General features: G+C 71.3%; 9 protein-coding genes, 1 tRNA gene and 1 riboswitch. Of the genes, 4 read left to right on the top strand and 6 right to left on the bottom strand.

Features of this window, described 5'->3' with window-relative positions; all coding sequences use genetic code 11:
- Nucleotides 1–54 precede the first annotated feature (54 nt).
- Nucleotides 55–126: transfer RNA gene (locus ACIG5F_RS45515), tRNA-Val, on the top strand.
- A 293-nt stretch (nucleotides 127–419) separates the two neighbouring features.
- Here the strand turns inward: ACIG5F_RS45515 and ACIG5F_RS45510 are convergent.
- Together ACIG5F_RS45510 and ACIG5F_RS45505 are read right to left on the bottom strand one after the other, a co-directional pair.
- The gene (locus tag ACIG5F_RS45510; protein WP_396526498.1) at nucleotides 420–878 is read right to left on the bottom strand and encodes a peroxiredoxin; all 459 of its coding nucleotides are present in this window, start codon (nucleotides 876–878) and stop codon (nucleotides 420–422) included.
- Between the two features lie 65 nt (nucleotides 879–943).
- Nucleotides 944–1,375 (bottom strand): DUF3052 domain-containing protein, encoded by a 432-nt coding sequence (locus ACIG5F_RS45505; protein WP_396526525.1) that lies wholly within the window; start codon nucleotides 1,373–1,375, stop codon nucleotides 944–946.
- Between the two features lie 314 nt (nucleotides 1,376–1,689).
- Here ACIG5F_RS45505 and aceE point away from each other — a divergent pair, with 314 nt between their 5' ends.
- The 3 genes from aceE (at nucleotide 1,690) to ACIG5F_RS45490 (ending at nucleotide 6,572) form a co-directional block, all read left to right on the top strand.
- Nucleotides 1,690–4,467 (top strand): pyruvate dehydrogenase (acetyl-transferring), homodimeric type, encoded by a 2,778-nt coding sequence (gene aceE, locus ACIG5F_RS45500; RefSeq protein WP_396526497.1) that lies wholly within the window; start codon nucleotides 1,690–1,692, stop codon nucleotides 4,465–4,467.
- A gap of 123 nt (nucleotides 4,468–4,590) precedes the next feature.
- Nucleotides 4,591–5,199 (top strand): ATP-binding cassette domain-containing protein, encoded by a 609-nt coding sequence (locus ACIG5F_RS45495; RefSeq protein ID WP_396526496.1) that lies wholly within the window; start codon nucleotides 4,591–4,593, stop codon nucleotides 5,197–5,199.
- Nucleotides 5,196–6,572, top strand: a complete 1,377-nt coding sequence (locus ACIG5F_RS45490) for a DUF6297 family protein (RefSeq protein WP_396526495.1) — start codon at nucleotides 5,196–5,198, stop codon at nucleotides 6,570–6,572. Before ACIG5F_RS45495 ends, ACIG5F_RS45490 begins: the two co-directional genes overlap by 4 nt.
- Here the strand turns inward: ACIG5F_RS45490 and ACIG5F_RS45485 are convergent.
- From ACIG5F_RS45485 to pnuC, 4 genes are all read right to left on the bottom strand, one after another.
- On the bottom strand, nucleotides 6,569–7,414 hold the full coding sequence (locus ACIG5F_RS45485) for a lanthionine synthetase LanC family protein (protein WP_396526494.1): 846 nt from the start codon (nucleotides 7,412–7,414) through the stop codon (nucleotides 6,569–6,571). The two genes, ACIG5F_RS45490 and ACIG5F_RS45485, sit on opposite strands and share 4 nt — an antisense overlap.
- A gap of 55 nt (nucleotides 7,415–7,469) precedes the next feature.
- Nucleotides 7,470–9,629 carry a lantibiotic dehydratase gene (locus tag ACIG5F_RS45480; RefSeq protein WP_396526493.1) on the bottom strand — a complete coding sequence of 720 codons (2,160 nt, stop codon included), beginning with the start codon at nucleotides 9,627–9,629 and terminating at the stop codon, nucleotides 7,470–7,472.
- Nucleotides 9,626–10,378 (bottom strand): thiopeptide-type bacteriocin biosynthesis protein, encoded by a 753-nt coding sequence (locus ACIG5F_RS45475; RefSeq protein ID WP_396526492.1) that lies wholly within the window; start codon nucleotides 10,376–10,378, stop codon nucleotides 9,626–9,628. The genes ACIG5F_RS45480 and ACIG5F_RS45475 overlap by 4 nt, the downstream gene beginning before the upstream one ends.
- 223 nt (nucleotides 10,379–10,601) lie before the next feature.
- Entirely contained in the window at nucleotides 10,602–11,249 is a 648-nt protein-coding gene (gene pnuC / locus ACIG5F_RS45470; RefSeq protein ID WP_396526491.1) for a nicotinamide riboside transporter PnuC, read from the bottom strand.
- Nucleotides 11,250–11,315: 66 nt separating this feature from the next.
- A riboswitch (FMN riboswitch) is annotated at nucleotides 11,316–11,446 on the bottom strand.
- Nucleotides 11,447–11,489 lie beyond the last annotated feature (43 nt).

The raw sequence follows: 11,489 nt of genomic DNA, 5'->3' as shown, positions 1-11,489 counted from the left end.
CGAATGCCGCGAACCTCGGCCACCGGCTCGTGTATCGTTCATGCTCGTGTTCAGGGGCGCATAGCTCAGTGGTAGAGCACCGCTCTTACAAGGCGGGAGTCGCAGGTTCGAAACCTGCTGTGCCCACTCCCTCAGGCGACGCATGCCCGCGGAAAGCGCGGGCCTTGTCGGTCGTCCTCCGTTCTGGGGGACGACCCCCAGACCCCCGACGCGGGAGCTCCGCCCCCACACCCCCAGGGCTCGGCTCCGCCATCGCACGCCCGGGCTCGGCTGCGCCATCGCAACGCCGGCTCGGCTGCGCCATCGCAAACCCGACGAACGCGAGCCTTGACGGTCGTCCTCCACTCGGCTGCGCTGTCGCGGAGGGAAGCAACGCCACCCGGGGCGGAAGTCCGCGGCCGGGTGGCGTGCGTTGCGTCTCAGAGCGCCTTGAGGGCCCGCTTCCACTGGTCCTGGTCGCGGGCCTCGCCGGGCTGGTTGGCCTCGGCGAAGCGGATGACGCCCTGCTTGTCGATCAGGTACGTGCCACGCAAGGCCATGCCGGCCTTGTCGTTGAACACGTCGTAGGCCTGGGCGGTGGCTCCGTGCGGCCAGAAGTCGGACAGCAGCGGGAAGGAGTAGCCCTCCTTCTCCGCCCACGCCTTCAGGCTGAACGGGGTGTCCACGGACACGCCGATGACCTGCACCTCGTCGTTCTGGTACTCGGCCAACTCGTCCCGCACCTGGCAGAGCTCGCCGGTGCAGATGCCGCTGAAGGCGAACGGGTAGAACACCAGCAGCACGTTCTTCTCGCCGCGGTACGACGACAGGGTCACGTCTTCCCTGTTGGCGTCCTTGAGCGTGAAGTCAGGGGCCTGGGTACCGACTTCCAGCGCCATGCTCGCGCTACCTCCCGGTGGGCTCGGCAGTTACCCGCCAAGCCTATGCCACCGGGAGGGAGAGCTCAGCGCTTGGCCTTGGCCGACTTCGGCGACACGAGCTTGATGCCCGCCCAGTCCTCGCCGACGCTCGCGTTGAGGGTCTGGGCGAGTCCGGCGGTGGGCACCGCTTCGGCGATGTCGCTGGGCTCGACGTAGCCGGGGCGCCCCGTCTTGGGAGTCAGCACCCAGATGACGCCGTCCTCGGCGAGCGGACCGGTCACGTCCATCAGCGTGTCGACCAGGTCTCCATCGCTTTCCCGCCACCACAGCAGAACGACGTCGACGACCTCGTCCGACTCCTCGTCGAGCAGGTCACTGCCGATCCGTTCCTCGATCGCGGCACGCACGTCGTCGTCGACGTCCTCGTCCCAGCCGATCTCCTGGACCACCATGTCCGGCTCGATCCCGAGCCTGTCGGCGACGCCGACCTTGCCAGCGTCTCCCGCGGCCACCACGGCTTCCACTCCTCCAAGCTATGCCAGTAGGGCGACTGGGTTCAGCCGCCACACCTGTATTCAACACCGGTCGCGCACAGCGAACACTGAGGGTGCCCACCTGCGCAACCACCCACACCGTGACACACCGAAGACGAGCTCGGGATTCGACCCCGCTTTGCCACCCGTTCGGGGCATCAGGCAGGCTCTACATACCTCCTATACGCGCGCGCGAGGGAGCTACCGACCGGTAGCACGGAGTCTTAGGGATCAGCGAGCGCCGAATGAGGGAGGATGGACGTGAACCTGTCGACAACACCAGGCGAGGAGACCCCTTGGCCCCGCAGAGCAACGGCGCTGGCAGTGCGAGCCCCCCGGAGCGGGTCCGGGTCATCCGCGACGGCCTCGCCGCCCACCTCCCGGACATCGACCCCGATGAGACCGCGGAGTGGCTTGAGTCCTTCGACGGCGTGCTGAAGGGCGCCGGGCAGCAGCGCGCCCGGTATCTGATGCTGCGGCTGCTGGAGCGAGCCCGCGAGAGCCGGGTGGGCGTGCCGTCGCTGACCAGCACGGACTACGTCAACACCATTCCGACCGAGCAGGAGCCCTGGTTCCCGGGCGACGAGGAGACCGAGCGCCGGTACCGGGCGTGGATCCGCTGGAACGCGGCCATGACGGTGCACCGCGCGCAGCGTCCGGGCGTCGGCGTGGGCGGGCACATCTCCACCTACGCGTCCTCGGCGACGCTGTACGAGGTCGGCTTCAACTGGTTCTTCCGCGGCAAGGACCACCCGGGCGGCGGCGACCAGGTCTACTTCCAGGGCCACGCCTCGCCGGGCATGTACGCCCGCGCGTTCCTGGAGGGCCGGCTGTCGGCCGAGCACCTGGACGGCTTCCGCCAGGAGTACTCGCACGCCGGCCCGGGCGGCGGCCTGCCGTCCTACCCGCACCCGCGGCTGATGCCGGACTTCTGGGAGTTCCCGACCGTCTCGATGGGCCTTGGCCCGATGAACGCGATCTACCAGGCGCGGTTCAACCGCTACCTGCGCGACCGCGGCATCAAGGACACCGACCAGCAGCACGTGTGGGCGTTCCTCGGCGACGGCGAGATGGACGAGGCGGAGTCGCGCGGCCTGATCCACGTGGCCGCCAACGAGGGCCTGGACAACCTCACCTTCGTGATCAACTGCAACCTCCAGCGGCTGGACGGCCCGGTCCGGGGCAACGGCAAGATCATCCAGGAGCTGGAGGCGTTCTTCCGGGGCGCCGGCTGGAACGTGATCAAGGTGGTCTGGGGCCGCGAGTGGGACGCCCTGCTGCACGCCGACCGCGACGGCGCGCTGATCAACCTGATGAACACCACGCCGGACGGCGACTACCAGACCTACAAGGCCAACGACGGCGCCTACGTGCGTGAGCACTTCTTCGGGCGCGACCCGCGCACCAAGGAGCTGGTCGCGCCGATGAGCGACCAGGACATCTGGAACCTCAAGCGCGGCGGCCACGACTACCGCAAGGTGTACGCGGCGTACAAGGCGGCCACCGAGCACAACGGCCAGCCCACGGTCATCCTGGCCAAGACCATCAAGGGCTACGGCCTGGGCCCGCACTTCGCCGGCCGCAACGCCACGCACCAGATGAAGAAGATGACCCTGGAGGACCTCAAGCTCTTCCGGGACGAGCTGCGCATCCCGATCAGCGACGCCGACCTCGAGCGCGACCCGTACCTGCCGCCGTACTACCACCCGGGGCCGGACTCGCCGGAGATCCAGTACGTGCTGGAGCGCCGCCGCCAGCTGGGCGGCTTCGTGCCGGAGCGGCGCGGCAAGTCCACGGCGCTGGTGCTGCCGGGCGACAAGGTCTACGACACGATCCGCAAGGGCTCTGGCAAGCAGGAGGTGGCCACCACCATGGCCATCGTCCGGCTGATCAAGGACCTGATCAAGGACCAGGAGATCGGCGGCCGGATCGTGCCGATCATCCCGGACGAGGCGCGGACCTTCGGCATGGACGCCATGTTCCCGTCGCAGAAGATCTACAACCCGCACGGGCAGCTCTACACCTCCGTGGACGCCAAGCTGATGCTGGCCTACAAGGAGAGCGAGCACGGGCAGATCCTGCACGAGGGCATCAACGAGGCCGGCTCCACCGCGTCGTTCACCGCGGTCGGCACCTCGTACGCCACCCACGGCGAGCCGATGATCCCGATCTACATCTTCTACTCGATGTTCGGCTTCCAGCGCACCGGCGACGGCCTGTGGGCGGCCGCCGACCAGATGGCCCGGGGCTTCGTGCTCGGCGCCACCGCCGGCCGCACCACGCTGACCGGCGAGGGCCTGCAGCACGCCGACGGCCATTCGCTGCTGCTGGCGGCGACCAACCCCGCGGTCGTGGCCTACGACCCGGCCTGGGCGTTCGAGATCGCGCACATCGTCAAGGACGGCCTGCGGCGGATGTACGGCGACAACGCCGAGAACGTCTTCTACTACCTGACGATCTACAACGAGCCGGTGCAGCAGCCGGCCGAGCCGGAGCACCTGGACGTCGAGGGCCTGCTGCGCGGTCTGTACCGCTACGCCACGGCTCCCGGCGTGACCGGCCCGCGGGCGCAGATCCTGGTCTCCGGCGTCACCATGCCCGACGCCATGCGGGCCCAGGCCCTGCTGGCCGAGGAGTGGGGCGTGCAGGCCGATGTGTGGTCGGCGACCTCGTGGGCGGAGCTGCGCCGCGAGGCCGTGGAGGTGGACCGGCACAACATGCTGCACCCCGAGGCCGAGCCGCGGGTGCCGTACGTGACGCAGGTGCTGTCCGAGGCGGCCGGCCCGGTCGTGGCGGTGTCGGACTACATGCGCGCGGTGCCGGACCTGATCCGCCCGTGGGTGCCGACCGACATGGTGTCGCTGGGCACGGACGGCTTCGGCTTCTCCGACACCAGGCCGGCGGCCCGCCGCCACTTCCTGGTGGACGCGCAGTCGATCGCGGTGGCCGTCCTGACCGCGCTGGCCCAGCGCGGCGAGGTGGACCACGCCAACGTGGTCGAGGCCACCCGCCGGTACCGGCTGGACGACCCGCAGGCCGCGGGCCCGTCCACCACCGACTCCGGCGCCGCCTAGTCCCCGACGGCTGATGTCATGAAGGGCCCCTTACTCTCGTTCAACGCGAGGAAGGGGCCCTTCCTGACGTTGAACGTCAGGATCGGTCCCTTGATCTTGAGGGGGGCTTGAGCGGTGTTGCGGGTGGACGGGCTGACCAGGGGGTTCAGCGGGCTGCTGGTGTTGCACGAGCTGAGCTTCGAGCTGCCGCCCGGGGAGGGCGCGGCGGTGATCGGGCCGAACGGCTCGGGCAAGACGACGCTGCTGCGCTGTGTGGCCGGCACGGACCTGCCGGACGCGGGTCGCATCACGCTGAACGGGTTCCCGGTGCTGGAGACCTCGCCGGACACCCGGGCGGCGATGGCCTGCGTGCTGGACGACGTGGACTTCTTCCCCGACCTGTCGGTCGGCGAGCATCTGGCGCTGTGCGCGCTGGCCCATGGTCAGCCGGACGCCGAGGCGACGGTCGACGCCGTGCTCGACGAGCTGGGCATCACCGACCAGCGGGACCAGCTGCCGGCCACGCTGTCCAGCGGGCAGCGGCGGCGGCTGGCGCTGGCCAGCTGCTTCGTGCGGCCCCGGTCGCTGCTGGTGCTGGACGAGCCGGAGCAGCGGCTGGACGTGGCGGGCCGGGCCTGGCTGGCGGCCAAGCTGAACGCCGAGAAGGCGGCCGGCTCGTCGGTGCTGATGGCCTCGCACGACCCGGAGCTGATCGAGGCGGTCGCCGATCTCTACATCGAGGTCGGACTGTGACGGTTATCACGGCTCGGGCGGTGCGGTCCGAGCTGCGGAGGATGCGGCGGCGACGTAATCCGCGCTCGATCCTCCGCCGGCTCTACGACCTGTCGGACACGGCGCTGTACCTCGGCATGGCCGGCGGCCTGGTGACCGAGGCCGTGATCAAGACCCAGTCCGCGCCGGCGCTGTCGCTCGCGCCGGCCCCGCACACCGCCGCGTCGGTGTCGTGGATGGCCGTAGCGGTCGCCCTGGCGGCCGTGGCGGCGTTCGGGCAGGCGCTGCTGGCGGTGGGCCCGGTCTGGGCCGGTTCGGCCACGCAGGCGTGGATCCTGGCCAGCCCGGTGGATCGGCGGTCGGCGTTGCTGCCGACGTACCTGCGGACGGTGCTGCTGGGCGGGATCGCCGGCGGGCTGCTGGGCGGCGGTCTGACCGTGATCTACCCGCCGGCGTTGGTGAACGTGCCGTGGAACGGGGTCGCCGGCTTCCTCGTCGGCGTGCTGTTGGTGGGCGTGACCGCCGAGATGCAGACCCGGGCCCGGCCGGTGCGGTGGCTTTTCGCCGCGCTGCTGGGCATCGCCGTGGTCATGGGCGGCGTGGTGGCGTTGCGGCTGGACGTGCCGAGTCTGGCCATGCCGGCGACCTACCCGGCCCTGATCCTTGCCGTGCCGGCGGTTGTGGCCCTCGTGGTCGGTTTCCGGGCCTTGCCGCGGCTGCACCGGGGCTCGCTGAGCGCGGGGGCCGACCTGATGCTGGCCGCCAGCGTTTCCTCGACGTGGCTGGACTTCTCGCTGCTCACGTCGGCGTTGGCACTGCGTCGGGCCCGGCGGATCGGCCGTGTTCGCTCCGTACGGCTGAAGGGCAGCCGGGAGTTGGCCTTCGTGCTCGCCGATCTGGCCCGGCTACGCCGTTATCCGGCCACCATCGCGATGTGGGTGGCGCTGCTGCCGGTGCCGTTCTTCGCCGTCATCTCCTTGCCGCCCATCGCGGTGGGGCCCGTGCAGCTGCTCGCCGCCTACATCGCCGCCGACCGGTTTGCCGGCGGGCTGCGCACCATCTGCGGCTCCGCCGCGCTGCGCCGGGCCCTCGGCGGCACCGACGCGTCGTTGAAGAGCATCCACCTGGTGCTGCCGGCCGTCGGCGCGGTCGTGTGGTGCGGGCTCACCAGTTTCGCGCTGCCCATCGCCCCGACCGCGACCACCGTGATCTCCGCCGCCGGGGCCGTGATCGTCGTCTACGCCATGGCCACCCGGCCGCCGATGACCTACGTCAGCCCCGCCTTCGACAGCCCGTTCGGCAGCATGCCGGTCAACCTCATCCGGCAACTGGTCCGCGGCCCCGCCCTGCTGGTCGGCCTGGCCGCCCTGCAACTGATCGCCTCGGCGGCCTAGCTCAAGCCGAGGCAGCGGAGCCAGCGGCGGTCGGCGCCCTCGACGGTGAGCAGGGCGGCGAGCACGCCGCTGGCCCCCATGAGCAGGGTTTCATCCAATGTGGACACTAGATCCAGGCGGTCGGCCAGGTAGGCGTGCGTGAGGTCGCGCAGGCCGCGAGCGGCGTCGACGCCGGCGTGCACGAAGGCGTCGGCGATGAGCATGACCCCGGCCGCGCCGTGGCAGATGCCGAGGCGGTCGGCGTCGCGGCCGTGGAGGTTGCGGTCGGGATCGAAGGTCTGGCCCAGGATTCGCAGGTAGCGCATGGCCTCGGCGCGGGCCCCGGCGGTCCACAGGGCCCAGGCGATGCCGGGCATGCCGTAACACCAGCCCTGCCGACATTGGTCCACAAAGGACTGTTCAAGCAACCAGTCGACCAGCTCCGGTTGGGGCGAGACGACCAGCACGCCGGCGGCCCCGTGGGCCAGGCCGGTGTCCTCGCCGTCGAACCACACCGGCTGCGGATAGCCGGCCAGGCACGCGCCGGCCGCGCCGGAGATGAGGTCGAACTCCTCGAACCGCCGCTCCCCCAGCCAGCCCGAAACCCGTTGCGCCAGCAAGGAAACCGGCGGATGCAGCTCGGTGATCAGGCCGAGGCCGAACAGCGTGCCGGCCATGCCGCCGTGCAGGCCGACGCTGCGCATCGGCCGCACGGCGGCGTCCAGCCAGGACGGCACCGCGGACCGCACGGCGGCCTGCACCGCGCGGTCCGCCGAGCCGGCCAGCAACGTCGCGAGCACGCACGGACCCAGTTCCGGCGAGCCCGCGGCGCGGGTCAGCAGTCCCAGCGACTCATCTGACACCCGACGAGCGAGCAGATCGCCGAGTCCGGCGCCCGGCCCTCCGGGGCGACCTCGGTCATCCGGGTGTCCAGTTCCGCGATGAGACGGTCCAGTTCGTCGACGGCCAAGACGGATTCCATCCACTGTCCCCTTCCTGATTCCCCACCGCGACCGCGGTGGTGGCTCGGCGGTGCGGCAACCGCACCAGCAACTGCCCGGCGACCGGCTCCCCGGCCCGATCCCGCAACGGCATGTGGTCCGGATCCGGCAGCATCTCCTCCAGCACCACGGGATCGCCCAACCGGGCCAGCTCCCGCAACGCCGCCAGACTGTGCAGGTCCACCGGCCGCGGCTTGCCTCCCACGGCCCGGGCGAACACACAACGCGGCAGGTCCAGCGCGACCAGGTCCCGGAAGGTGGCGGGCGGGCGGATCCGCCAGTGCCGCCCCGACAGCACCAACGCGCCGGCCGCCCTCGGACCATCGCCGTTGCCCACCCCGTCGCGAATCTCCAGGCTGGGCAGGAAATCCCGCTCCGGGAAGGCGGCCATGCGGTTGCCGAACGACATCGACGGGCCGCGCGGCGTGGCCGCGGTGAGCAGGGTGAGGACCAGCTCCCACGGCCCGATCGGCGTTCGCGTGGCGTGGTGCGTCGGCCACAGCCGGCGGCCGCCGAGTTCCTCGGCGATGATGCGATTTCCCTCACGCCGCACGGTGATTCGGTCCAGCGGCAGATATCGGCCGGCCGACGGCAGATAGGCGGAGGCGTCGGCGTCGCCCGTCCATAGTGGACAGTAGGCCGGTCTTCGCACGGCGTTGGCGGCGCGGTCGTCCAGCGGCGGCACAAGGAGCTCCACCGGCGTGGCCCCGTCCTCTGCCGCCCGAGCGGCCAGGAATTCCCGGTAGGAGGCGACCTGCGGCGGCTCGCCGCCAAGCTCGGTCAACGCGGCGGCGAACCGGGCGTCCAGCACGCCGGCGGGCAGGATCGCCTCCAGCACGGCCCCGTCGGCCATGGGCCGGACGAGGCAGTCCAGCGGCCAGTCCGGCAACTCGGCCGGCGGTAGGCCCATCTGGTCAAGCAGTTGCGGGGTAAGGACTTTCGGCAGCTCGGGCGGTCTTCGGCGCTCGACCGGCCCGGCCGCGTCGCCGGCGAGGAACTCGGCGACAAGATCGGTCACCGGGCGCGGCGCGGAGCCGACCGTGGCCAGGACGGGGTGCTCGGGCGGGCGGGGCAGGAGCTCGGCCAGGCGGAGGGCCTGGAGGGCGAGCTCGCTGGTGCGGGCCACGAAGTCCACGGGCACGGCGCCCTGAACCCGCCGGTACACATCGACGAAGCCGTCCATGGGCACGTCCCAGCTGGTCCGGGGCGGCCGGGACAGCTGCACGACGCCCAGGTCGACCAGGTGCTGGAGGAAGCCGCGCAGCAGGTCACCGGAGGTGGGAGCCAGGCGGCGGACGAGCTCGTCGACATCGTGCACGCCGTCGGCCAGGACGTTGCGGACGGCGTCCAGCAGCGGGCTCCGCCGCACCTCGACCACCCGGGTCGTCGACCAGCAGCGCAGCCGGTCCCCTTCGACCCAGGTCAGCCCGTTCATGGTGAGGGTGCCGCCGTCCAGGACGGCCCCGCGCCGGTCGGCGTTGACGTTGCTGACCCACTGGGCCGAGTGCTCCCCCACCACCGGCCACGACGCCGTCCCGGCGACCTCGACCCGGCCGACGTGGGCGAGCCAGCCGCGCGGGGTCGGCTTGGCCGCGCCCCGGGCGATCATGCGCAGCAGGTACTCCGACCGCTGCCGCAAACGCTTGCTACCCCAGTCCTCGCCGGCGTCGAGCCGCCGGGCCATGTCCTCGACCAGCTCGGGCACGGCCCGGGCCAGGGTCTCGTCGACGAGCCGCCAAGGCAGCCCTCGTAGCCGCTCACGCTCGCGGTCGATGTCCTCGTCCACCGCGGCCCGCCGCAGGCCGAGCGCGGTCGACCAGGCGGTGGCCCGCGCCAGCTCCGGCAGGTCGCTGCACACCAGACGCCCGTTGTGCAGGTCTCGGCGCAGCACCAGCAACTCCGCCCGGGCCTCAGCGTCCGGGATGAGCGCGCCGACCCAGTCGGCCAGTGAACGGGCGTAGGCGGCATAGGCCTCCTCCTCGGCCAGAAGCTCGCGGAGGTCGGCCACCAAGGCGGGATTGCCGGCGGCGGTCCACAGCCGTATCGGCAGGCCGGCAACCCGCAGCAGCGCCGTCATGCCAGCGCTTCCGTGATCAGAGCCTGCCGGGCCGAGCTCAGCCGGGCCCGGTTCCAGTGGAAGACCACGTAGTGCGCCGCGACGTCGGCCGGGTCGACACCGGCCCGCTCGACCGCCACCCGCCAGCTCCGCGCGTCCGGCGACGCCGGCGAGCGGGTCGTCTCCCACACGCCGCGCAGCTCGGCGCAGGCGACCGCGACCGAGTCGTCGCGGAACGACACCCGGCGGCCGCAGGTGTCCCGTACCCGTGGCCACGCCTGGCAGCACAGGCCGAGCCCGCCGAACACCGAGCGCAGCAGCCGCATCGACACCAGCCAGGACGGCAGTTGCGGCCGCACGTGATGATCGAGCCAGGCCAAGGAGTCGGCGGTGAACAGGCGGTGCACGTGCGGCATCGCCGCCGGCCCGCCGAACAGGAACGCCTCGGGTTCGTAGACGCCGGGCACGATCCCGTCGATCAGCCCCTGCCGCTGCCAACACCGGGCCAGCCGCCGCACCTCGGCCCGCACCCACGACTCCAGCCCGGGCCCGGCGGCGAACCGCACCCGCAGGCCGGGCGCCTTGTGCATGAAGAAGAAGTCGGTGATCCGGTCGGAAGCGAGCATCTCTCGCACCGCCGCCGCGAGTTCCCCGTAGATTCCCGGATTCGGCCGGGACAGGCCCAGCTGAGTCCAGGTCGGCGCGGCCCCGTCGCGCAGCGCGGCCAGGCCGCCGGCCAGGAAGGTGAGACGTTCTTGCTGTGACAGCACAGTTTCCACCTCCGCCCTGGCCGATTCTCCTTCGACGTTAGGCGAAGTCGGCGGCTTGTCCACCGGTGGTCAGTCGAAGGTGTGAACGGGGCTAACCTGTCGCCCACGGTGACCGGACAGTGCTCATGCGCCGCGTTCCGCGGCGGGCTCGGCCCCCTCTGAGCCGATGCCTCGCACTCTCCTGCGCCAGCGACCTACGTCCACCCGATCGGCGTGGTTCGCGTCACACGCCGGCGTTGCTGACCGGCGCCTTCGCGAGTGAGGCCGCGGCCACCTTGGCGCTGCGGTTCCAGTCCCGCCAGCCCTTGATCACCAAGACCGTGAACACGATGTAGACGCTGGCGCTGAAGTAGAGGCCGGACGCGATCTGCAGCGGCACGCCGATCGCGTCCACCAGCAGCCAGACCAGCCAGAACTCGACCAGGCGCAGGCCCTGGGCGGCGTAGGCGACGGCGGTGCCGATGAAGATCGCCGCGTCCGGCCACGGGGCCCACGAGCCGTTGGTGGCCTGGAGCAACAGCGCCATGCCGATGGTGCCGAGGACCAGGGCCGCGGCCAGCGCGCCCAGCTCGGGCCGGGTCGAGCGGCGGACCAGCACGCCGTACTCGGCGTCCCGGCGGCGGGTCCACGCCCACCAGCCGTACAGCGAGATGGCGAACACGATCACCTGCCGCAGCGCGAGTCCGCCCAGGTGGGCCGAGGTGTAGACGGAGAACAGCAGGATCGCGGCGGCGATCTGCACCGGCCATGTCCACAGGGTCCGGCGCTGGGCCAGGAACACCACGGCGACCGCGCCGATCTGTCCCAGCAGCTCGGCGAACGAGATGTGCTCGCCCAGCAGCGTCAGTCCGTGCTCCAGCAACCAGTTCACCCTGGTCAGCCCCCTTCTCCGGCTCGGTTCCGGGGCTGTTTTCGGGCGCACGCCGACGGCGGGCGTCGTGCGCGCCTCTCATCCGGACTCTCACCGTCGGCCCTGGAGTCCCACCAGGTCGGCCACTGGACATCGCTGTCCAGTGGTTCGCGGGCTGTACCGCCGGTTTGGAATTTCACCAAGCCCCGGAGCGCACGTCTCCTGACCTATGAACATAGGCCTCTGAAGGGTTATTCCGAC

It is taken from the genome of Kutzneria sp. NPDC052558 (genome assembly GCF_044547355.1).
In the GTDB taxonomy this organism is placed as follows: Bacteria; Actinomycetota; Actinomycetes; order Mycobacteriales; family Pseudonocardiaceae; genus Kutzneria.
The sequence above is the reverse complement of the archived record's forward strand: the minus strand, read 5'-3'. Positions and strand labels throughout refer to the sequence as shown.

Excerpts from the sequence above, each read along its gene's own strand:
- ACIG5F_RS45480 (WP_396526493.1), bottom strand. The coding sequence starts at position 9,629 with ATGACGGCGCTGCTGCGGGTTGCCGGCCTGCCGATACGGCTGTGGACC.
- ACIG5F_RS45510 (WP_396526498.1), bottom strand. The coding sequence starts at position 878 with ATGGCGCTGGAAGTCGGTACCCAGGCCCCTGACTTCACGCTCAAGGAC.